This is a genomic window from Streptomyces sp. NPDC052020, from assembly GCF_040680575.1.
In the GTDB taxonomy this organism is placed as follows: domain Bacteria; phylum Actinomycetota; class Actinomycetes; order Streptomycetales; family Streptomycetaceae; genus Streptomyces.
This window is the reverse complement of the sequence record NZ_JBFAWY010000025.1, coordinates 1-21,915: the sequence shown is the minus strand read 5'-3', so window position 1 is coordinate 21,915 and position 21,915 is coordinate 1. Positions and strand designations below refer to the sequence as shown.

The 21,915-nt window shown below is 73.2% G+C and carries 20 protein-coding genes; 7 read left to right on the top strand and 13 right to left on the bottom strand.

What is annotated here, in order from left to right; genetic code table 11:
- Positions 1-20 precede the first annotated feature (20 nt).
- Positions 21-911, top strand: a complete 891-nt coding sequence (locus AB0L74_RS23910) for a sulfotransferase (protein WP_365655849.1) — start codon at positions 21-23, stop codon at positions 909-911.
- 13 nt (positions 912-924) lie between these two features.
- On the opposite strand, the gene AB0L74_RS23905 is transcribed toward AB0L74_RS23910, so the two are convergent.
- Complete coding sequence (locus AB0L74_RS23905) at positions 925-3,246, bottom strand: bifunctional salicylyl-CoA 5-hydroxylase/oxidoreductase (protein ID WP_365656064.1); 2,322 nt, start codon at positions 3,244-3,246, stop codon at positions 925-927.
- 2 nt (positions 3,247-3,248) lie between these two features.
- Positions 3,249-4,076 (bottom strand): enoyl-CoA hydratase family protein, encoded by an 828-nt coding sequence (locus AB0L74_RS23900; protein ID WP_365655845.1) that lies wholly within the window; start codon positions 4,074-4,076, stop codon positions 3,249-3,251.
- Positions 4,077-4,488: 412 nt separating this feature from the next.
- Here AB0L74_RS23900 and AB0L74_RS23895 point away from each other — a divergent pair, with 412 nt between their 5' ends.
- The gene (locus AB0L74_RS23895) at positions 4,489-4,998 is read left to right on the top strand and encodes an ATP-binding protein (RefSeq protein ID WP_365655842.1); all 510 of its coding nucleotides are present in this window, start codon (positions 4,489-4,491) and stop codon (positions 4,996-4,998) included.
- Here AB0L74_RS23895 and AB0L74_RS23890 read toward each other — a convergent pair.
- From AB0L74_RS23890 to AB0L74_RS23875, 4 genes are all read right to left on the bottom strand, one after another.
- Positions 4,955-6,391 carry an amino acid permease gene (locus AB0L74_RS23890; RefSeq protein ID WP_365655836.1) on the bottom strand — a complete coding sequence of 479 codons (1,437 nt, stop codon included), beginning with the start codon at positions 6,389-6,391 and terminating at the stop codon, positions 4,955-4,957. The genes AB0L74_RS23895 and AB0L74_RS23890 overlap by 44 nt on opposite strands.
- Positions 6,392-6,518: 127 nt before the next feature.
- On the bottom strand, positions 6,519-7,526 hold the full coding sequence (argF, locus tag AB0L74_RS23885; RefSeq protein ID WP_365655833.1) for an ornithine carbamoyltransferase: 1,008 nt from the start codon (positions 7,524-7,526) through the stop codon (positions 6,519-6,521).
- A gap of 89 nt (positions 7,527-7,615) precedes the next feature.
- Positions 7,616-8,839: an arginine deiminase gene (locus tag AB0L74_RS23880; protein WP_365655830.1), complete on the bottom strand. Its 1,224-nt coding sequence runs from the start codon at positions 8,837-8,839 to the stop codon at positions 7,616-7,618.
- Positions 8,840-9,602: 763 nt separating this feature from the next.
- Positions 9,603-10,523 carry a helix-turn-helix transcriptional regulator gene (locus AB0L74_RS23875; protein ID WP_365655827.1) on the bottom strand — a complete coding sequence of 307 codons (921 nt, stop codon included), beginning with the start codon at positions 10,521-10,523 and terminating at the stop codon, positions 9,603-9,605.
- Positions 10,524-10,679: 156 nt separating this feature from the next.
- Between AB0L74_RS23875 and AB0L74_RS23870 the strand changes: the two genes are divergently transcribed.
- Positions 10,680-10,919: a hypothetical protein gene (locus AB0L74_RS23870; protein WP_365655824.1), complete on the top strand. Its 240-nt coding sequence runs from the start codon at positions 10,680-10,682 to the stop codon at positions 10,917-10,919.
- 512 nt (positions 10,920-11,431) lie between these two features.
- On the opposite strand, the gene AB0L74_RS23865 is transcribed toward AB0L74_RS23870, so the two are convergent.
- Positions 11,432-12,355 (bottom strand): LLM class F420-dependent oxidoreductase, encoded by a 924-nt coding sequence (locus tag AB0L74_RS23865; protein WP_365655821.1) that lies wholly within the window; start codon positions 12,353-12,355, stop codon positions 11,432-11,434.
- A gap of 238 nt (positions 12,356-12,593) precedes the next feature.
- Between AB0L74_RS23865 and AB0L74_RS23860 the strand changes: the two genes are divergently transcribed.
- A complete protein-coding gene (locus tag AB0L74_RS23860; RefSeq protein ID WP_365655818.1) occupies positions 12,594-12,968 on the top strand; it encodes a hypothetical protein in 375 nt (124 codons plus the stop codon).
- A gap of 115 nt (positions 12,969-13,083) precedes the next feature.
- Here the strand turns inward: AB0L74_RS23860 and AB0L74_RS23855 are convergent, their stop codons facing one another.
- The 6 genes from AB0L74_RS23855 to AB0L74_RS23830 all read right to left on the bottom strand — a co-directional run bounded on the left by AB0L74_RS23855 (position 13,084) and on the right by AB0L74_RS23830 (position 18,587).
- Positions 13,084-13,554: a DUF6099 family protein gene (locus AB0L74_RS23855; protein WP_365655815.1), complete on the bottom strand. Its 471-nt coding sequence runs from the start codon at positions 13,552-13,554 to the stop codon at positions 13,084-13,086.
- A gap of 236 nt (positions 13,555-13,790) precedes the next feature.
- Entirely contained in the window at positions 13,791-14,141 is a 351-nt protein-coding gene (locus AB0L74_RS23850) for a nucleotide pyrophosphohydrolase (protein ID WP_365655812.1), read from the bottom strand.
- Complete coding sequence (locus AB0L74_RS23845) at positions 14,125-15,318, bottom strand: ATP-binding protein (protein ID WP_365655809.1); 1,194 nt, start codon at positions 15,316-15,318, stop codon at positions 14,125-14,127. The genes AB0L74_RS23850 and AB0L74_RS23845 overlap by 17 nt, the downstream gene beginning before the upstream one ends.
- Before the next feature lie 142 nt (positions 15,319-15,460).
- Positions 15,461-15,850 (bottom strand): cell division protein SepF, encoded by a 390-nt coding sequence (locus AB0L74_RS23840; RefSeq protein WP_365655806.1) that lies wholly within the window; start codon positions 15,848-15,850, stop codon positions 15,461-15,463.
- 280 nt (positions 15,851-16,130) lie between these two features.
- Positions 16,131-17,300: an MFS transporter gene (locus AB0L74_RS23835; RefSeq protein ID WP_365656061.1), complete on the bottom strand. Its 1,170-nt coding sequence runs from the start codon at positions 17,298-17,300 to the stop codon at positions 16,131-16,133.
- Positions 17,301-17,663: 363 nt separating this feature from the next.
- Complete coding sequence (locus AB0L74_RS23830) at positions 17,664-18,587, bottom strand: LysR family transcriptional regulator (RefSeq protein WP_365655803.1); 924 nt, start codon at positions 18,585-18,587, stop codon at positions 17,664-17,666.
- Between the two features lie 153 nt (positions 18,588-18,740).
- Here AB0L74_RS23830 and AB0L74_RS23825 point away from each other — a divergent pair, with 153 nt between their 5' ends.
- The 3 genes from AB0L74_RS23825 to AB0L74_RS23815 are packed head-to-tail and all read left to right on the top strand — an operon-like array spanning position 18,741 to position 21,872.
- Positions 18,741-19,742 (top strand): fumarylacetoacetate hydrolase family protein, encoded by a 1,002-nt coding sequence (locus AB0L74_RS23825; RefSeq protein ID WP_365655800.1) that lies wholly within the window; start codon positions 18,741-18,743, stop codon positions 19,740-19,742.
- On the top strand, positions 19,739-20,698 hold the full coding sequence (locus AB0L74_RS23820) for a cyclase family protein (protein WP_365655797.1): 960 nt from the start codon (positions 19,739-19,741) through the stop codon (positions 20,696-20,698). Before AB0L74_RS23825 ends, AB0L74_RS23820 begins: the two co-directional genes overlap by 4 nt.
- A 43-nt stretch (positions 20,699-20,741) precedes the next feature.
- Positions 20,742-21,872 carry an FAD-dependent oxidoreductase gene (locus AB0L74_RS23815; protein ID WP_365655794.1) on the top strand — a complete coding sequence of 377 codons (1,131 nt, stop codon included), beginning with the start codon at positions 20,742-20,744 and terminating at the stop codon, positions 21,870-21,872.
- The last annotated feature ends 43 nt before the right edge of the window (positions 21,873-21,915 follow it).

Sequence of the window (21,915 nt, the reverse complement as noted above, 5' to 3'; positions counted from 1 at the left end):
TCCCGCCTAGCGTCCGGCGCATGAGTCTCACCCGTACCCTGAACCGGGCGCTCGCCGCCACCACCGGCTTGCAGGTACGGCGGGTTCCCCGGCCCGCGCCGTCCCGGCCGGCCGCGCCCGGCGCCCGGTCCGGGCAGCCGTCCGGGCCCGCCTACCGGTGTCCCTCGCCCGAGGATCTGCCGGTCGAACGGCTGCTGCGGCGCCCGGTGTTCATCATCTCCTCCGTGCGCTCCGGCTCCACTCTGCTGCGCATGATGCTGGGGGCCCACTCGCGGCTGCACGCCCCGCACGAGCTGCACATCCGCCATCTGCGGGTCGACCACGGCAACGCCGTCGCGCGCAGCGCCACGACCGCCCTCGGCCTCGGCCGCGGCGATCTGGAGCACCTGCTGTGGGACCGCGTCCTGCACCGGGAACTGGTCAGGTCCGGCAAGGACGTCATCGTCGAGAAGACGCCCGGCAACGCGTTCGTGTACCAGCGGCTGAAGGACTGCTGGCCCGACGCCCGGTTCGTGTTCCTGCTGCGCCACCCGGAGTCCGTCGCCCGGTCCTGGCACGAGAGCGACCCGGTCAAGCGGCCCTACCAGGCGGCCGTCACCGAGTCCCTGCGGTACCTGGAGGCCGTGGCGGCCGCCCGCGCGGCGGAACCCGGCGGGCACACCGTGCGCTACGAGGACATCACCGCCGCCCCAGAGGAGCAGATGCGCCGCCTGTGCGCGTTCCTCGGCGTCGGCTACGAGCCGGGCATGCTCCGGTACGGCCATGAGGGCGGCGGCAGGCTGGTCCGGGGCCTGGGCGACTGGCGGGAGACGATCCGCACCGGGGAGGTCCAGCCCGGGCGCCCGCTGCCGGCTCCCGGCGAGATCGCCCAGGCGCTGCGCCCGATGTGCCGGGCCTGGGGATATCTGTGACCCGTCGCCCGGCTCAGACGCCGCCCAGGGCGAGCCGGGGCCTGGGGACGTCCGTCCGCCCGGCCGGCGGGCGGCGGCTGCCCGCCCGGTAGGGCGCCGGCCACACCGCGCCGGGGCCGCTGTATCCCTGCTCGGCCGCCGCGTGCAGCGTCCAGTGCGGGTCGTAGAGGTGGGGGCGGGCCAGTGCGCACAGGTCGGCGCGCCCGGCCAGGACGAGGGAGTTGACGTCGTCCCAGGAGGAGATCGCGCCGACCGCGATGACGGGGACGCCCGCCTCGTGGCGGATGCGGTCGGCGAACGGCGTCTGGTAGGACCGCCCGGACCGCGGCTTCTCGTCGGCCACGACCTGCCCGGTGGAGACGTCGATCGCGTCGGCCCCGTGCGCGGCGAAGGCGCGGGCGATCTCCACGGCGTCCTCGGCGCTCGTACCGCCCTCGGCCCAGTCGGTGGCGGAAATACGCACCGTCAGGGGGCGTTCCTGAGGCCACACCGCCCGTACGGCGTCGAAGACCTCCAGCGGGAAGCGCAGCCGCCGGCCGAGGCTGCCGCCGTAGGCGTCGGTGCGGTGGTTGGTGAGCGGGGAGAGGAAGCCGGACAGGAGGTAGCCGTGGGCGCAGTGCAGCTCCAGCAGGTCGAAACCGGCCCGGGCGGCGCGGGCGGCGGCGGCCGAGAACTGCTCCCTGAGGTCGGTGAGCTGGGCCCGGGACAGCTCGCGCGGCAGCTGGCTGTGCGGCTTGTACGGCAGCGGGGAGGCGGCCACCAGCGGCCAGTTGCCCTCCTCCAGAGGCTCGTCCATGCCCTCCCACATCGGCTTGGTGGAGCCCTTGCGTCCGCTGTGGCCCAGTTGTACGCCGATCGCGGTGCCCGGCGCGCGGGTGTGCACGAAGTCGGTGATCCGCCGCCATGCCTCGGCCTGCCTGCCCGTGTAGAGGCCCGCGCAGCCGGGGGTGATGCGGCCCTCGGGGCTGACGCACACCATCTCGGTCATCACCAGCCCGGCGCCGCCCAGGGCCCGGGCGCCCAGGTGGACCAGGTGGAAGTCGCCGGGGACGCCGTCGGCGGCGGAGTACATGTCCATCGGTGACACCACGACCCGGTTGCGCAGGGTCAGGCCGCGCAGCCGGAACGGGGTGAACATCGGCGGGGTGCCGGGCGGGCAGCCGAAGTCCCGTTCGACGGCCTCGGTGAAGCGGGCGTCGCGCAGCCGCAGGTTGCCGTGGGTGACCCGGCGGCTGCGGGTGAGCAGGTTGAAGGCGAACTGGCGGGGCGGCTGGTCCAGGTGGAGCGCGAGGTTCTCGAACCACTCCAGGCTGGCCTGGGCGGCGCGCTGGGTGGAGGCCACGACGGGCCGGCGCTCCTCCTCGTAGGCGGCCAGGGCCTCATTGAGCGTCGGCTGTTCCGTCAGGCAGGCGGCCAGGGCGAGGGCGTCCTCGACGGCGAGCTTGGTGCCCGAGCCGATGGAGAAGTGGGCGGTGTGGGCCGCGTCGCCGAGGAGGACGACGTTGCCGTGCGACCAGCGCTCGGTGACGACCGTGCGGAAGGCGGTCCACGCCGAGTTGTTCGACTTCAGCGGCCGGCCGCCGAGGGCGTCCGCGAAGATCCCGGCGCAGCGCTCGGCCGACTCCCGCTCGGTCAGGCCGGGGAAGCCGGCGGCCCGCCACACCTCCTCGCGCATCTCCACGATCACCGTGGAGGCGCCCTGGTCCGGCGGCCCGGCGGGACCGGCCGGGGAACGGGGACCGGGCGCCGGGCGGGAGTAGGGGTAGCCGTGGAGCTGCATCACGCCGTGCCCGGTCTCGGCGATCTCGAAGCGGAACGCGTCGAAGGGGAAGCCGGCGGCCAGCCAGATGTAGCGGCAGCGGTGGCCGGTGATCCGGGGCCGGAACACGTCGGCGTACGCCTGGCGGGTGGCGCTGTGCACGCCGTCCGCGGCGATGACGAGGTCGTACGCCTGCGCGAGGCGGTCGGGCGGCGGTGCCGGGGAGCGGAAGCGCAGGCCGACCCCGAGGTCGCGGCAGCGTGCGTGCAGGATGGCGAGGAGCCGGCGGCGGCCGAGGGCGGCGAAGCCGTGGCCGCCGGAGGTGTGCCGGGTGCCGCGGTGGACGATGTCGATGGCGTCCCAGCGCACGAACTCCCGCTGGAGCGCCTGGTGCACCACCGGGTCGGCGTGCTCGATGCCGCCGAGGGTCTCGTCGGAGAGCACGACGCCGAAGCCGAAGGTGTCGTCGGGGGCGTTGCGCTCCCAGAGGGTGACCTCGCGGGCGGGGTCCAGGCGCTTGAGCAGGGCGGCGGTGTACAGGCCCCCGGGTCCGCCCCCGATCACGGCGACCCGCATCGCTACCTCCCGCGCCACGTCGGCGCCCGCTTCTCGGTGAAGGCCGCGTGGAACTCGGCGTAGTCCTCGCCGTTCATCAGCAGCGCCTGCGTCGCGGCGTCCAGTTCGACGGAGGCGGCCAGCGGCATGTCCAGTTCGGCGGTGAGCAGGGCCTTGGTCTGGGCGTGGGCGAGGGCGGGGCCGTCGGCCAGGCGGCGGGCGAGCGCGTGGGCGGCCTCGTCGGCGCCGCCCTCGCCGGTCAGCTCGCTGATCAGGCCGATCCGCTCGGCCTCGGGCGCCCGCACCGGCTCGCCGAGCAGCAGCAGCCGGGTGGCGTGGCCGAGCCCGACGACGCGGGGCAGCAGGTAGGCGGCGCCCATGTCGCCGCCGGACAGGCCGACCCGGGTGAAGAGGAAGGCGAAGCGGGCGCTGGGGTCGGCCACGCGGAAGTCCGCGGCCAGCGCGAGCACGGCCCCGGCACCGGCCGCGACGCCGTGCACCGCGGCGATCACCGGGAAGGGGCATTCCCGGATGGCCCGTACCACCTGGCCGGTCATGCGGTTGAAGTCGAGCAGCTGGGCGGTGTCCAGGCCGAGCGTGGCGCCGATGATCTCCTCGACGTCGCCGCCGGAGCAGAAGCCGCGGCCCTGGCCCGCCAGCACCAGGGCGCGCACGGAGCGGGCCCGGGACAGTTCGGCGAGCAGGTCGCGCAGGTCGGCGTAGGCGCCGAAGGTGAGCGCGTTGAGCTTGTCGGGACGGGCGAGGGTGACGGTGGCGACGCCGTCGGCCAGCTCGACGCGCAGGTGCCGCCAGTGGGGGGTGGGGGCGGCGGAGCCGGTGAAGGGACTCATGACGGGCGGCCTCCTCGGACGGCGCGGCCTCACTGAGCGCTGCCCCCAAGCTATCACCGTTCTGTGACTGTCGTCACGAGAGCACGATAAGGCCGCCGCGGGGCGGGTGCCGACGAGTGACCGGCTGACCAGCCCGAAAGTCACATCCCGGCGCACCGGTCACATCCGTCACCGAAAATCACACCGGTCAGACAGATCCCACCGGTGACTTCGTCCCCTCTGTCACCAAACGTCTACAACGTCACCGGGCGTCGACAACGTGGTAACAGCGGGACCACTGGGGCGACAGGGACCGTTCACCCGGGTAAGCCGCCCCATAGCCGGGACCGAAGGTCCCGCGCGGTGCCCGTCGAACGGCTCTGCCGGGCGGCGCCGTACCATTCATACGGTTGAAAGCAGGACAGCCTGCTCCATGAACGGACTCGCCGTGCACGATCGCTCTCCCGCCCGCCCGTCGCCCGACCACCGCTCCGTATGGAGGCACTGCGTGCCGCCTCACCCGCCGGCTTCCTGGCGTATCGAGCTGCCGCACACCACCGCGGCCGTGCCCGTGGCCCGCGCGCTGGTCCGTACGGCCCTGGCCGAGCAGGAGCACGCGACCGACTGCGACACCGCGGAGCTGCTGACGGCCGAACTGGTCGCCAACGCCGTGGAGCACACCTCCGGCGACGCCCCCATCGAGCTGGTCGTCGAGCTGCTGCCGACCGCCTGCCAGGTCGAGGTGCACGATCCGGACCCGGCCCCGCCGGGCGCCCTGACCCGTCCCGTCGACATCGAGCCCGACCCCTGGCAGGAGGGCGGGCGCGGCCTGCTGCTGATCCGCGCCCTGAGCTCCTCCTGCGGCCACCGCCCCACCGCCTCCGGCAAGGCGGTCTGGTTCAGACTGCCTGTGGTACCCGCTCAGCGGCGTCGTCCGGCGTGAGGCCGCCCCGGGCGAGCCGCGAGTTGCGGCGCCCGTAGAGGACGTAGAGCACGAGCCCCGCCGCCAGGAACAGGGCGAACTGGATCCAGGTCGTCACACCCGTCTCGTACATGAGGTACAGGCAGAAGCCGACGCCGAGCAGCGGCAGGACCGGGTAGAGCGGCACGCGGAAGGTGCGCTCCAGGCCCGGCTCGCGGCGGCGCAGCGCGATCACCGCGACATTGACGGCCGCCATGGTGGCCAGCGTGCCGATGGTGCACAGGTTGACCACCGCGTCCAGCGAGGCGAAGGCCGCCGGGAGCGCGAAGACGACACCGACGATCAGGGTTCCGGCGACCGGGGTGGCGGTGCGCGGGGAGACCCTCTCGAACACGCGCGGGACGAGTCCGTCGCGGGACATGGACATCAGGATGCGGGTCTGGCCGTACATCACGGCGAGCACCACCGACGCGATGGCGACCACCGCGCCGAAGGCGACGACCGCGCCGCCGGCCGTGGAGCCGGTGACCTCGTTGACGACGTAACTCAGCGCGGCGGGCCGGCCGCCGACCGCGTCGCCGCCGATGGCGCCGATCGCGGCGAGGGCGACCGCGCAGTACAGCAGGGTGACCAGGCCGATGCAGACCAGGATGGCGATCGGGATGTGGCGGCGCGGGTTCTTCGCCTCCTCGCCGGCCGTGGTGATCGCGTCGAAGCCGATGTAGGAGAAGAAGGCGGCCGTGGTGCCGGCGCCGATGCCGCCGAGGCCGGCCGGGGAGAACGGGGTGAGGTTGCCGTCCTGGAAGGCGGTGAAGCCGATGGCGCAGAAGGCGACGAGGACGGCGAGCTTCAGGACCGCCATGGCGGCCGTGGCCCGGGCGCTCTCGCGCACCCCGCGTACCAGCAGGACGCAGGCCAGGGCGATGACGATCACCGCGGGCAGGTTGATCACGCCGCCGTCGCCGGGCCCCGCGGAGAGGGCGTCCGGCAGCTGGAGGCCGATCAGGCTGTCCAGCAGTTCGTTGACGTACTGGCTCCAGCCGACCGCGACCGCGGACACGGAGACGCCGTATTCGAGGAGCAGGCACCAGCCGACCAGGAAGGCGGTGGTCTCGCCGAGGCCGGCGTAGGCGAAGGAGTACGAGGAGCCGGAGACCGGGATGGCGCCGCCCAGCTCGGCGAAGGCGAACGCGGTGAAGACGCAGGTGATCGCGGCGAGCACGAAGGAGACGACGACGGCCGGGCCGGCCTCGCCGACCGAGTCGGACAGGCCGACGAAGATGCCGGTGCCGACGATGGCGCCGACGCCGAAGCAGATGAGGTGGAACAGGCCCATCGTCCGTTTGAGGCCGTGGCCCGCGCGGTCGGCGCCGGATTCGGCCACCAGCAGGTGGGGCGACTTGATACGGGGCATGCGGGTGGTGCTCGTTTCTGGTGGTGCGGTGCGACGGGTGGGTCGCGGGCGGCGGCCGGAAGGGGTGGCTCCGAGCCGCCGGTCAGCTTAAGCCCTGCTCAGGCGGGCCCTGTCCGGGCCCACCCGCTCACGCGAGGGTGGCGACCAGGACCGCCTTGATGGTGTGCAGCCGGTTCTCCGCCTCGTCGAAGACGACCGAGTGGGCCGACTCGAACACCTCGTCGGTGACCTCCAGGGAGTCCAGCCCATGCGCCTCGAAGATCTCCTGGCCGACCTTGGTGCCCAGGTCGTGGAAGGCGGGCAGGCAGTGCAGGAACTTCACGTCCGGGTTGCCGGTGGCGCGCAGGACGTCCATGGTCACGGCGTACGGGGCGAGGGCGGCGATCCGCTCCGCCCAGACGTCCTTGGGCTCACCCATGGAGACCCATACGTCGGTGGCGACGAAGTCGGCGCCCCGCACCCCGTCGGCCACCGACTCGGTGAGGGTGACGCGGGCGCCGCTCGCCCCGGCCAGCTCCCGGGCCCGGTCGATGATGTCCTGGGCGGGCCAGTAGGACTTCGGGGCGACGATCCGCACGTCCATGCCGAGCAGGGCGCCGGTGACCAGGTAGGAGTTGCCCATGTTGAAGCGGGCGTCGCCGAGGTAGGCGAAGGCGATCTCGGCCGGCGGCTTGGCGCTGTGCTCGGTCATCGTCAGCACGTCGGCGAGCATCTGGGTGGGGTGCCAGTCGTCGGTGAGGCCGTTGTAGACGGGCACGCCGGCGTGGGCCGCCAGTTCCTCCACCTTGGCCTGGCTGTCCCCGCGGTACTCGATCGCATCGAACATGCGACCGAGTACGCGCGCGGTGTCCTTGACCGACTCCTTGTGGCCGATCTGCGAGCCGGAAGGGTCCAGATAGGTGGTCGAGGCGCCCTGGTCGGCGGCGGCGACCTCGAAGGCGCAGCGGGTGCGCGTGGAGGTCTTCTCGAAGATCAGGGCGATGTTCTTGCCGGTCAGGCGCCGCTGCTCGGTCCCGGCCTTCTTGGCGGCCTTCAGCTCGGCGGCCAGCTCGACCAGACCGCGGAACTCCTCCGCGGTGAAGTCGAGCTCCTTGAGGAAGGGGCGGCCGGCGAGGGCGGGCGGGACTGTCGCCATGGGGCGCTCCAGGGAGGACGGGAACAAGACATCTGGAATTCTATACGACTCTCGGCATTCTTATACGAACGCTCGTACGGACGGTTCGCTCACACGGCGTCCCGCTCGACCGGGCAGCTCATGCAGCGCGGCCCGCCCCGGCCCCGCCCGAGCTCGCTGCCCGGGATCTCGATCACCTCGATGCCCTGTTTGCGCAAGTGCGTGTTGGTGGTGGAGTTCCGCTCGTAGGCGACCACGACGCCCGGCTCCACGGCGAGCACGTTGCAGCCGTCGTCCCACTGCTCGCGCTCCGCCGCGTGGACGTCCTGGGTGGCGGTCAGCACCCGGATCTCGCTCAGGCCGAGCGCGGCGGCGATCGCCCGGTGCATGTGCTCCGGCGGATGGTCGGTGACCTTCAGCTCCTTGTCCCCCACCCCCGGCTCGATGGTGTACGAGCGGAGCATGCCGAGCCCCGCGTACTGGGTGAAGGTATCGCCGTCGACCATCGTCATCACCGTGTCGAGGTGCATCAGGGCGCGCCGCTTGGGCATGTCGAGGGCCACGATGGTCCGCGCGGACCCCGCCGCGAACAGCTTGTGGGCGAGCATCTCCACGGCCTGCGGCGTGGTCCGCTCGCTCATGCCGATGAGGACCGCGCCGTTGCCGATGACCAGCACGTCCCCGCCCTCGATGGTCGAGGGGTAGTCGGCCAGCCCCTCGGACCAGATGCGGAACGGCTCATCACGGAAGAGGGGGTGGTGCCGGTAGATCGCCTCGAAGTGCACGGTCTCGCGCTGCCGGGCGGGCCAGCGCATCGCGTTGATCGAGACACCGTCGTATATCCAGGCCGAGGTGTCGCGGGTGAAGAGGTGGTTGGGCAGCGGGCCGAGCAGGAAGTCGTCCAGCTCCATCACGTGGAAGCGCACCGAGGTGGGCTCCGCGTGCGCGTCCAGGAACTCCCGCTTGGTCATGCCGCCCACGAGGGCCTCGGCGAGTTCCCGGGAGGGCAGTGTCTCGAAGGCGGCCCTCAGGTGGTCCGTGGCCAGCGGCCCGTACTCCTTCTCGTCGAAGACCCGGTCCAGGATCAGCGCCCGGGCCCGCGGCAGGTCGAGGGTCTCGGTGAGCAGGTCGCCGAAGAGGTGGACGGCGACCCCGCGGTCGCGCAGCACGTCGGCGAACCCGTCGTGCTCGGCGCGCGCCCGGCGCACCCAGAGCACGTCGTCGAAGAGCAGCGCGTCCTTGTTGCTGGGGGTGAGCCTTTTGAGCTCGAGATCCGGCCGGTGCAGGATGACGCGGCGCAGCCGCCCGGCCTCGGAGTCGACGTGGAATCCCATGTCTCCATCCTGACCATTCGCGCGGGTGTTCACCCACGGCTCGCGAGGAAGGATGCGGGGCGCCGGACTGCGCCAGCGCGACCTCCCCCCGGGAGGGAAAGGCGTCCGGGGCCCGGGAGAAGGCGTCCGGGGCCCCGGCCGGCAAGCCGTGACGGCGGCGGTGCCGTGACGCGGCGGCGGCGCGGCACCGCCGCGTCACAGTCGCGGATCGACCGGCTCGGACTCCAGCGCCAGGACACCGGAGACGCCGCGAGACTTATGTGGGACACCTGGCACGACCTTCGACGGAGTACGCAGCCTCACTGGCCCTGGCAAGGCACCGGGAGCCAGGACACGTCGGCACGGCCTCAGCCTCCCGCGACTGGTTGTGGTCCGTGTCGCCGTCCTTGGGCGGCCAATATTCCCTCGTGCCGTCGAGCCGCAGGACGCGCTGCCACCCGTCGCCGATCCAGACCTCGATAGGCAAGAGCCGCAGGGCCTGCAAGGTCCCCACACCCGGCCGTGCCGGAAACACCGTCAGAAGGGCACCCGGCGCGCTTGGCCAAGCGCGTGAGGCGGGGGTTGCTGCGGCGGTGCAGCGAGGTCAAGACACGCATCAGCTCTTGGCTGGTCGGGTGGACCCGGGCCATCTCGGGTGCGACGCTCCACGCTTCCTCCAGCGAGGCCAGCGCGGAGTCCCGGTCACCCAGGGCGAGGTGCGATCGGCCCAGGTTCATGTGCAGGGGACCGATTCGGGTGGCGGGCAGGTCCGTGCCGCCTCGGATCAGGTCGTCGGCGGTGTCCAGCGCGCGGCGGTGCTGATCCAGATCGGAGAACATCGAGATGACGTGGGTGGCGGTCTGGTCCGGCCCAAGTGGATGCCGTGCTCGTCGGCGTCCTCGCCGTAGTCCTCGGCCGTGCGCCAGGCCGCCCTGATGTGCTCCTCGGCGGTGGCCTTGTCCTTGAGCCGGCCAGCCAACGTGAGGCCGCGCAGATGCAAGATGCCCAGGCCGAACGCGCGGTCGCGTCCTTCAAGGCTCGACTCGGCCTCGACGATGGCGCCGTCCACGATGGCCAGCCCGCCCGCGAAGTCACCCGAATTGAGGAAGGCCCCGGCCTCGTCGCGGGCGGCCACCGTGGCGGCGATCGGGTGAGCACGCTCGGCGGCCAGTCGCTGCTTCATCACGGCCAGCTCGGCAAGGTGCATCCAGCGGTGCCGGGCGGCCAGCCAGTAGACCACCGAGTACACGTCGGCAACGCGGGTCCAGGCGTTTGGTGACTGGGTGGCGTGGGCGTAGTTGGTCGCGTCGGCCAGCACACCCGGGAGCATCTGCAACACCCCCGACGGCTCGGTCCGGTAGCGGTGTTCGTTCAGCTCGGCAAGCTGGCGCGGCAGGTTCTCCGGGTGGGCCGGTGGCGCGTCGGGGATGTCGAAGCGCCGGATGGCGTGGTTGAGGGCGGTCAAGCTGTTCTCGTCGGCGCGGTCGACCGGGGCCGTGCCCAGCAGCTCATCAAGCGTCAGCCCCATGGCCTGAGCGAGAGCGGCGGCAATGCCCTGGGTCAGCGCGCGGTCGCCCACCTCGATCTTGCTCAGCAGCGAGACCGACACGCCCGCCCGCCGGGCGAGGGCAACCTGGCTGAAGCCGCGCGCCTTGCGGCAGACGGCCACGTTCGCACCGGGTCCGGGAATCTTGGTCACGCTCATATCTGTGCGTCTTCCCCGCTCGACTTCCGTTACGTCCCATGGTGGCACCCCGGCCACTTCCCACGCCCTGGCGTTGTGCAAGAGCTGTGCACGTTCGCCCAGCACGGCAGCAGTTGCCTTGTGTGAGTCACGTAAGCCCAGGTGGGACGAGGGGTCATGGCACTGACACACGAGAAGCCGCCGACGATGCTGAGTCACGGCAAGCCGCCCTACCCGAAAGGAACGTTCGCCGTCGACGACGAGACCGGGCGCACGGGCGAGTTGCAAGGCGTGATCGAGGAGCGCAGCAAGGAGGGCAACAAGCTGATCAGCCGGACGGCCTACATGCGCCCGAGAGGGGGTGGCGTCGAGTGGGAGGCCCCTTTGAACCGCATCCGCCCCGCCGACGACGATTAAGCCACCCCACCAAGCGCGCGGCTCTGGTCGGCGAGGGCGACGTGACCGGCTACGAGGGCGAGTGGCGCGCGGTCAAGGCCACCTCTACCGCCCGGGGACCGATGGGCGGGTTGGCCGTCGTCGTCACCTGGGAGGAGGGCGGCACGGCGCGCTTTCCAGCCGGTGACGAACTGCTGATCCGTCAGCCGGAGCCGCCGACAACCGACGCGCCCTGGACAACACCCCGAGCCCCATCCCAACTCAGCCGGGAGGGGGCTCAGTTGTACGCCCTGACGTGCACGTCGTGGAACCCTCGTGCACTCCCGTGGCCGTCCGTGGCCTTCTACGCGGGAACCATGATCCGGAACGGACGGGCCGCCGCGGGCGGGGCTGCGCGAGAGCCCCCAGAAGACTGATCCTGGGGGCTCTGCGGGACGACGGTCACACCATCGCACAAGGGGACGGACCGGCGCCCTCGTTTATTGGGCCGCCTCTGGTTCCGTCCCCGTTCCGCTCCGGTCCGGACCGTGCCGTCAGGACAGCTGCGCCTGCACCTGCGAGGAGATCAGCTCCAGGTGGTCCAGATCGTCGAGGTCGAGGATCTGGAGGTAGATCCGCTGCGAGCCGACCTCGGCGTAGCGGCCGATCTTGTCGACGACCTCGGCCGGGGAGCCCGCCAGGCCGTTCAGCTTCAGCTCGTCCACCTCGCGGCCGATGGCGGCGGCGCGGCGGGCGACCTCGGCGTCGTCCCGGCCGACGCAGACGATGAGGGCGTTGGAGTACGTCAGGTCGCCGGCCTCGCGCCCGGCCTGCTCGGCGGCGGTCCGGACCCGGCCGAACTGCCGCTCGGTGTCCTCGATGGAGGCGAAGGGGATGTTGAACTCGTCGGCGTACCTCGCGGCCAGGCGCGGGGTGCGCGTCGCACCGTGGCCGCCGATGAGCACGGGCACCTTCTTCTGCGCGGGCTTGGGCAGCGCGGGCGAGCCGGTGAGGTCGTAGTACGCGCCGTGGAAGTCGTAGGTCTTGCCGACCTCGGTGGCCCACAGGCCGGTGACGATCTCCAGCTGCTCCTCCAGGCGCGCGAACTTCTCCTTCGGGAAGGGGATGCCGTACGCCTTGTGCTCCTCCTCGAACCAGCCCGCGCCCAGTCCGAGCTCGACGCGCCCGCCGGACATCTGGTCGACCTGCGCGACCTGGATGGCGAGCACGCCGGGCAGCCGGAAGGTCCCGGCGGTCATCAGCGTGCCGAGCCGGATGCGCTTGGTCTCGCGGGCGAGGCCGGCGAGGGTGATCCAGGCGTCGGTGGGGCCGGGGAGGCCGTCCGCGGAGCCCATCTTCAGGTAGTGGTCGGACCGGAAGAAGGCGTCGAAGCCCAGGTCCTCGGTGGCCTTCGCCACGGTGAGCAAGGTGTCGTAGGTGGCCCCCTGCTGGGGCTCGGTGAAGATGCGAAGATCCATGGTTCCATCCTGCACGGTCGGGACCGCGCTCTTCGCGCCGGTCCCCGGGCTCCGGCCGTTTCCGGCCGGGTGAAACGGGCCGGTCCCACGACGGTCGTACGGGTGTGCCAGTGACCCTTCCGCGGTGGTGATCGCTGGCTCGGGCGGTGCCGGAGCGCCCGGTCCGCGCCGGGCGGTGAGCGCGGATCTTGCCGGGGGTTGCCTTCGGCGGGCCGCGCGCACCATACAATCGGCTCCCATGTCGGATCCTGACGAGCTGCTCGTCGGCATCGCCACCATGGTGGAGGCCGAGCAAAGCAATCAGATGTCGCTGACGGTCGTCGTGGGCGGTGCCGTCATCACCGGGCGGCTGGCCCCCCAAGCCGTGTGGAAGCAGCGCGTGTCGGAGGTACTGGATGCCTCGGACCGCTTGCGGCCCTTCTCCCCCGTCTTCGGCGCCGAGGGGGCGGCCGAGCCCGCGAGCGAGGCGCGACCCCCCACCCATCTGCACTTCCACCTGGCGCGGATCCTTCAGGGCAGCACGGGAATCCCGGAGACGGGCGGCATGTACCGCGTCGCGATCAAGGACGTCACCGCGTGGAGCGTGGGCGACTTCCGCTACAGCGATCAGTAGGCGCCGGACACCGGCAGGGCCGGGCGGGTGCGGGGCCGATGGTGCGGCCCGGCCCGTACGGCCGCCGGGGCGGGGGGCGCCGCCACCCGGGCGGTGCCCGTTCGGCCGCGACCGGTCAGCCCGCCCCGCACTCCGGCAGCAGCTCTTCCCGCTCCGCCAGTCTGCGCAGCATCTCCAGGACGCGGTCCCTCGACTCGTCCGCCGCGTCGATGGCCTCCATGCACTGCCAGTACGTACCCTCGTCGTCCGCGGCGCAGGCGATCCCGACGAGGGTGATGCCTATCTCGCCGAGGAGGCCGTCGAGGCGGGTGAGGGCCTGACGGGCGTCGCCCAGCTCGGTGAGCTGGGCGGCCCGCAGCTCGCCGGGCCCGAGCCGCGGCTTCCGCAGCACGCCGCAGCCACGGCCGGCGAGCTCGGTCAGCCCCAGCGCCTCGCCCCGCAGTTCGGGCGGGCCGGAGACCGCGAGGCGGCTGCCGATCGCCTGCGCCAGGGCCTGGGCCTGCCACACCTCCCCCAGGAGCTGCGGCACATCACCGCTCGCCGCCAGTGCGCGCCTGCTCGTCACGATGAGCCGCACCGCGTCCATGCGCCGCCCCCGTCTGTCCGACGTACCCCTGGCACGTCCGCCCGAACTCCACTGTCCCACTACCCAGAGTGAAGGCAACTGGGGCGAAAAGCCAGAGGAAGACGGAAATTACTGGACAACAAATCGGTTTCGGGCGGGATTTCGACTGCGGAGAGTAATAGCGGATTCGATCCCTCCTCCGTGTGCCGGAGCGTTCCGGGCCGTTCCCCCGGCGTCCGCCCCGGCGTCATGTTCCGCTACGCCTCCCGCTCCCCCGGCACCGGGAACCTCTGTTCGTTCCGTTCGATCTTCGCGGCCAGCGCGGCCAGCGGGTCGATGCCGAGCACCTCGCACAGCTGGAGCAGATAGGCGAGGACGTCGGCGACCTCGTCGGCGACGCGGTGCGCGGCGTCGGGGTCGCCCATGACGCGGGCCGACTCCTCCGGCGTCAGCCACTGGAAGATCTCCACCAGTTCGGAGGCCTCGACGCTGAGCGCGGCGACGAGGTTCTTGGGGGTGTGGTACGGCTGCCAGTTCCGGGCGGCGGCGAACCGGGCGAGCCTGCTTTGCAGTTCCGCCAGGCAGAGGGGTTCAGACTCGTGTGTCACGGCCCAGGTGTACCACCTCCACCCCGTCCAGCCCGGCGGCCCACGTCGCCTCGCCGACCGCGCCGACGAGCCGGACGTGCCCGCGGTCGCACATCCGGACCGCCAGCCGCAGCAGTTCCTCGCGCTGCCGGGCGTCCAGTCCCCGGTCGAGCCCGTCGGCGAGGACGGTGAGCGTCTGGAGGGCGGCGGGCACCTCGCCGGCCGCGTCCACCTCCAGCACCCCGGGCCCGGTCAGCAGCACCAGCGTCAGGGCGAGATAGCGCAACTCGCCGTCGCCCAGGCGCCCCAGGCCGGTGCGGACGCCGTCGCCCCGGTCGAGCAGCGCCCGGACCGCCCCGCCGGTCACCGGCTCGGCCAGTACGTCGGCGACGGGCCCGGCGCAGCCGGCCCGGACCGCCGCGACGAACCGCGCGTAGCGGCGTCCGCACTCGGCGCGGGTGCGCCCCAGTACGTCGGCGATGTTGTCGCAGCCGCCGAGCAGCCGCCCGGAACCGACCGGCACCGGGTCCCGCATCCGCCCGGGCCGCGGATCGCAGGGGAAGACGGAGCGGAGGGCGACCAGCATCTGCTCGGCGGCGGCGAGCACCCTGCGCTGCCCGTCCGTCTTGCCGGCCACCCGCAGCGGCAGCAGCGCCGTGCCCAGCCGGTCGTCGGGCAGCGGGGCCCGGGTCACCGGCGCCGGCCCGGCCGTGTGCCAGGCGGCCTGCACGGCGCGGCGGCCGGGGTCGCGCAGGGCGGTCTCCAGCAGCACCAGCCCGTCCGCCGTCAGCCGCTCGCCCACCACCCGCAGTTCGGGTTCCGCCTGTACGGCGAGGTCGAGCCGGACCGGCCCCTGGGGGCCGTCGGCCGTACAGCCGATACGGAAGCCGCGGCGCCGCTGGGCGTCGGGCCGGGCCCGCTCGGGCACGCAGGCGCCGGGGTCGGGGAAGACCGTGCCGAGTTCGGCGCCGGCGCCGAGCCGGGCGAGCGCCTCGTAGGCCCGCAGCGCGCTGGACTTGCCGCTGCCGCTCGGGCCGGCCAGCAGGGTGAGCGGCGCCAGGCGGAGGACGGCACCGCGGTGCACGGCGAAGGCGGACAGCCGCAGTTCGGTGACGCACGGCCGGCCGGGTCGCTCCGCGTCGCCGCGGGGCGCCGCGGGCGAAGGTGCGGGAACGGCCGGCGGGATCGACAGGGTCATATCCGGACCGTAGGGCTCCGCCGTCGGGCGAACCGTTCCGCTGCCGCGCCCTTCCCACGATCGGGGGACCGGGCGCTTCACATCCGGCCCGCCCCTCACTCCCCGGGGACCGCCCCGCCGCCCGCTCGCCGCCCGGGGGCCGTCAGACCCCGGGGACCTCCGCGCCCTCCATCAGCCCGGTCACCTCGGTGCCGGCCGGGGTGAGCAGGAACACGTTCCGGTCCACCCGGTGCATCCCGCTGGCCAGGCCGAAGACGACACCCGTGCTGAAGTCCAGGACCCGCTTGGCGACCTCCGTCTCCGCGCCGGTCAGGTCGAGCAGGACCGGGATGCCGGCCATGAGGGTCTCGGCGACCTCGCGGGCGTCGGCGAACACGTTGACCCGCAGGACGACGAAGCGGCGCCGGGCCTCCGTCTCCGCCTCCGGCAGCGCGCGGTGGCCCACCGAGGAGGGCCAGGCGTCGCGGCCACGCAACGGCACCACCTGGGCGAGCCCTTCCCACTGCTCATCGGTGACATCGTGGCTGTTCACCGGCTCCCCCGCTTCGACTCGCCTTGTTGCCTGCACCAGCCAATTCTTACGCCATGTAACCCGATCGGCCCAACAGCGACACGGACGGCCCGCCCCCGCACCCTCGCGCCCTGACCTTCGTACGGGCAGGGCGTGTGATCTGAGCGAGGACGGGGTGGTCGCCCCGCGGGGCGTGTCGGTCGGCCGTGAGGACGGGCCGGTGGTGTTCGGCGGCCCCGACTCCGCGGTGCGCGAGGGGCGGGCGCCGGCGCTGCCGGGCCGGGTCATCGTCCCTGACCGGTCACGGCTGCTCGGGGACGGGCCGGGGCAGCGGTGCCGGGGTCCGGCGGGTGAGCGGCAGGAGCGCCGCCGCCACGAGCGCGGTCGCCAGGCCCAGCAGCCCGACGGCGGAGGCCAGGTCGCCCAGGGCGCCCTCGCCGCCGAGGAGGACGAGGGGGCAGGCGAACTCGCCGAGGAAGAACGCCGCCGTCCACAGGCCGGTGCCGCGCCCCCGGTCGGCGAAGCCGAGACGGGACATCGCCAGCGTCAGCAGCGACGGCAGGAGCAGTCCCGTGCCGACGCAGTTCAGCACGGCTCCGGCGATCAGCACGGGCAGGCTGTCGGCGATCCCCATGACGAGGAAGCCGGCGGCGCACAGCAGGAACAGGGCCGGCAGGCGCCGCCGCGGTCCGCCGGTGAGCCGGGTGAAGGCGACGGAGCCGAGGACCGTGGCGGCGCTCGCGACCGCGGTGACCGCGCCGATCGCGCCGGTGGAGTCCACGCCCAGGTCGTCCAGGAGGTAGGACATCTCCACGGGGACGGTGTAAAAGACGACCGCGCCGAAGACGGTCAGCAGGCAGACGCCGGCCATCCGGCGCGCGGGGAAGGGCCGCGGGGCGGCGTCGGCGTCCGCCCGCCGGGCCGCCGCGCCGGTGGCGGCCCCGGCCACCGGAGAGGGCAGCACCCGGGCCATGGCCGGGGCGAGCAGCAGGCCGACCGCGTACAGCCAGAACGGGGCGCGCCACCCGGCCGCCCCCAGGGCACCGCCGAGCACGAGGAACACCGTGGCGGACACGGAGGCGCACATCGTCTGGAGCGCGAGGTACCGGTCGCGGACCCGGCCCGTGTAGTAGTCGCCGATGAGGGTGGTGCAGGCGGTCATGATGGCGGCCTCGGTGACACCCACCAGGACCCGGCTGGCCACGATGCCGTACAGCGAGGTCAGCCACAGCGGGGCCGTGCCGAACAGCGCGTACAGGGCCGTGGCCACGACCAGCAGGCGTTTGCGGCCGAGCCGGTCGACGACGACGCCCGCGAACGGGGCGAGCAGCGCCAGCGACAGCGCGGGGACGGTCAGGACGAGCGGGACCAGGGCCGCGCTGCCGGGGACGTCCGCGAAGTGGTCCTGGAGGCGCGGCAGCACCGGGGCGATCAGGACAGCCCCGAGGATGGGCAGACAGCTGCCGGCCATCAGCAGCACGGCGGGCAGCCCGCGCCGCACGGCCGGGGCGTCGGGGGTCTCACCGGGGTCGCGGAGGGGCGGGGCGGCGGAAGCGGGCATGGCGGCACTCCAGGGCGTGAGGTGGGACGGGCACCGGATCGCCGGATCGCCGGATCGCCGGGTCGCCGGACGTCGAGGCGCCCGGGCCCGTCGCCGCGCGGGCGGGCGCCGGCCGGGTCCGGCCGTCGGCGGCGTGTCGGCGCACGGGCGCGGTGATGTGCCACGACTATGCGGGCCGGGCACCGGCCTGCCCAGCCCTCGCGCGATCCAAGTTCCCGATGCCGCCGATCCACGGCGTGGATGCCCCGGGGCCTCTTCGGTTGTCTACGGGCCCTACGGGCCCTCCGGTACCGTCTCCGCCAGGCGCTCCCCGACCCGTGCCGCCGTCTCGCGCAGCCAGATGTGGGCCGCGTCGTGCGTGTGCACCGGATGCCACCACAGGGCCTCCCGCAGCGGCACCGCCTCGTAGGGCGGCTCCACCACGCGCACGGCGGCGACCGGCGCGAGCAGCCGGGCGAGGCGGGCCTGCACCAAGGCGATCCGCCGGGTGCCGGCCACCAGGTGCGGCAGCAGCTGGAAACTGTCGACGGAGACCTCGACGCGGGGTTCGACGCCGAGCATGCCGAGCTGGCGTACGGCGGGGGCGTCGTAGGTCCGCTGGTAGGTGACCCAGGGCAGCCGGGCCAGGTCCCGCCGGGTGAGCCGGTCGGTGACGGTCGGATGGCCGTCCGCGACGAGGAAGACCCAGCGGTCCTCGTACAGGTCGGTGGCGGGGAAGCCGCTGATGACGCCGTGCGGCATGAGCAGGCCGTCGGTGGCGCTCAGCAGCGTGGCGGTGTCGTCGGCCACGGTGGGCGGGGTCTGGGTGAAGCGCAGCCGGATGCCGGGGGCCTCCTCGTGCACGATCCGGGCGAGTTCGGCGCCGAAGACGGAGACGGCGTAGTCGGAGGCCAGCAGCTTGAACTCGCGGCTCTCCCGGGCCGGGTCGAAGTCGGCCTGGCTGGCGAAGAGGCGTTCGAGCAGGTCGCAGGCGGTGGAGGTGCGGTCGAGGAGGACCTGCCCGAGCGCGGTGAGTTCGTAGTGGCCGCCGACCCGGGCGAGCAGGTCGTCGTCGAAGTGGCGGCGCAGGCGGGCGAGCGCGGCGCTCATGGCGGGCTGGCTGAGGCCGACGCGCTGCCCGGCCCGGGTGACGTTGCGCTCCTCCAGCAGCGCGCGCAGGGCGACGACGAGGTTGAGGTCGAGGCTGGCCAGGTTCACGGGACTTCCCCTTGCGGTACGGCGCCGGTCAGCGGCGGGCAAATGCCGCACCCTCGCCAGGGCATCAACGGCGTGGATACTTGTCATCCACGGAATCTATTTCCCTGATCGCGGGTGGCGGGTCCAGATTAGTCACATCGCAATCAGGAGGACATGTCCGTGAAACCTGAACCCGCGTCCGCACTCTTCGCCGGACCGTTCGCCCTCGCCACCCTGTCGGCTCCCGACGAGCCGGCCTTCCCCGCCCTCGTCACCCCCGACGGCCAGGCGCTCGACCTCAGAGCCGCCTTCGGCGAGGGGCACTTGACGGTCCGGGAACTGCTGGAGCGCTGGGAGACCGCCCTGCCGCGGCTGCGCGCGCTGGCCGCGGAACCGGGTGAGGGCGGCAGGCCGCTCGCGGACCTCCGGGTGCACGCGCCGGTCGAGCCGCGCCAGGTCTTCCAGTCCGGCGCCAACTACCGCCAGCACGTCATCGACCTGCACGTGGCCCACCGCGCCCCGGGCGACGACCGGCCCGAGGAGGAGCGGCGCGCCGAGGCCGCGGAGATCATGGACCGGCGCGCGGCGGAGGACCTGCCGTACGTGTTCATCGGCCTGCCCAGCGCCGTCACCGGCCCGTACGACGACGTGGTACTGCCCGCGTGGGCGAAGAAGCCCGACTGGGAGCTGGAGCTGGCGGCCGTCATCGGCCGGCCCGCCCACCGGGTCTCGGTCGAGGAGGCCCTGGAGTACGTCGCCGGGTACACGATCGCCAACGACCTGACCGACCGGGCCACCGTCTTCCGCCGGGACATGCCGCAGATCGGCACCGACTGGCTGCGCAGCAAGAACGCCCCCGGCTTCACCCCGCTCGGCCCCTGGATCGTCCCCGCGGAGTCGATCGCCGACCCCGGCGACCTGCGGCTGACGCTGAAGCTGAACGGCGAGACGATGCAGGACGAGTCCACCAAGGACATGATCTTCAACGTGGCGCGCATGGTGTCCTACGCCTCGCAGAGCGCCCGCCTCCTCCCCGGCGACCTGGTGCTGACCGGCAGCCCGGCCGGCAACGGCATGCACTGGGGCCGGCTGCTGCGCGACGGCGATGTCATGGAGTCCGCCATCACCGGCCTCGGCGTCCAGCGCACCCGCTGTGTGGCGGAGGCGGCGTCGTGACCGACCGCGACGACCCCGAGGGCGCGATCGCCGAGGCCGCCAAGGCGTGCTCCAACTGGGGCCGCTGGGGCGAGGACGACGTGCTGGGCACCCTCAACTTCCTCGACGAGGCCAAGCGCCGCGAGGGCGCGGCCCTGATCCGGCGGGGCGTCAGCTTCTCCCTGTCCCAGCGGTTCGACATGAACGGGCCGCAGAAGGGCTGGCGGCGGCGGACCAACCCGGTCCACACCATGCTGGACACCGGCACCGACGCCGCCCTCGGCCACCAGGGCTTCCCGCACGGGCTGGGCGGCGCCGACGACGTCATCGCGATGCCGTTGCAGTGCTCCACCCAGTGGGACGGGCTCGGGCACATCTTCGACCACGGCAAGGCGTGGAACGGGCGCCCCGCCGAGAAGGTCGTCACCTCCGACGGCGACCTGGTCACCGGCATCGAGCACATGGCCGCCCATGTCGCCGGGCGCGGGGTCCTGCTGGACGTGGGCCGGGTGATCGGCGAGGACGGCGAGTTGCCCGACGCGTTCGCGATCACCGAGGAGCATCTCGCCGCGACCGCCGAGGCGCACGGCGTGACCGTGGGCCGCGGCGACATCGTCCTGGTCCGCACCGGCCAGCTCACCCGGGCCCGCCGCGACGGCTGGGGCGACTACGCCGGCGGCCCGGCCCCCGGCCTGTCCTTCACCACCGCCGGCTGGCTGCACCGCACGGAGATCGCCGCGATCGCCACCGACACCTGGGGCTTCGAGGTGCGGCCCAACGAGTTCGAGCACGCCTTCCAGCCGCTGCACCAGGTCGCCATCCCCCACATCGGCCTGCTCATCGGCGAGATGTGGGACCTGGACGCGCTGGCGGAGGACTGCGCGGCCGACGGCCGTCACGCGTTCTGGCTCACCGCCGCTCCCCTGCCCATCACCGGCGCGGTCGGCTCGCCCGTCAACCCGATCGCCGTCAAGTAGTACGCGGAGCCCCACCAGCCCGTGGAACAAGGGAGTTCCCCCCATGACCCAACCCCGCACGGTCCTCGTCATCGGCGGCGGCGCGGCCGGCAACGCCGTGACGATCCTGCTGCGCCGGGCCGGCCTGTCCGTGGACCTCATCGAGGCCAAGGACGACTGGAACGCCACCGCAGGCTCCGGCATCACCCTCCAGGGCAACGCCCTGCGCGTGCTGCGCGAACTGGGGGTGTGGGAGCGGATCGAGGCGTCCGGCTACGCCTTCGGCTCGGTCGGCATCACCGCCCCCGACGGCACCGTCCTGCACGTCCAGGACGACCTGCGCACCGGCGGCGACGACCTGCCCGCCACCGTCGGCATGCAGCGCCCCCAGCTCCAGCGGATCCTGATCGACGCCGTCCGCGCGAGCGGCGCCTCGGTGCGGCTCGGCACCCGCGCCGAGTCCCTGGACCAGGACGCCGACGGCGTCACCGCCCGGTTCACCGACGGCACCGAGGGCCGCTACGACCTGGTGATCGCCGCCGACGGCCTCAGCTCGGCCACCCGCGCCGCCATCGGCATCACGGCCAGGCCCGAGCCGACCGGCATGGCCATCTGGCGGGTCGCCACACCGCGCCCGGCCGGTGTCGTGCGCACCGACCTCGCCTACGGCGGCCCGGCCTACATCGCCGGCTACTGCCCCACCAGCGAGAACACGATCTACGCCTACGTCGTCGAGGCCAACCGCGACCGCGCCTCCATCCCGCCGGAGACCTACGCCGACGAGATGCGGCGCCTGGCCTCCGCGTACGGCGGCCACTGGCCGGAGATCACCGAGCACATCACCGACCCGGCGAAGGTGAACTACACCTGGTTCGACCGGATGCTGGTCGAGGGCTCCTGGCACCGGGGCCGCGTCGTCCTCGTCGGCGACGCCGCCCACTGCTGCCCGCCCACCCTCGCCCAGGGCGCCGCCCTGTCCCTGGAGGACGCGCTCGTGCTGGCGCGGATGCTGACCGGGACCGACACCTGGGACGACGCCCTCTTCCAGGCGTACTACGAGCGCCGGGTGCGGCGCGTGCGCCCGGTCGTGGAGGCGTCCGTGCAGATCGGGCGGTGGCAGCTCGACGGCGTCCGCGACGCCGACGTCCCCGGCCTGATGGGCCGCACCATGACGATGCTGAGGGAGCTGCCGTGACCGCGCCCACGATCGACGTGCACGCCCACGTCCTGCTGCCCGG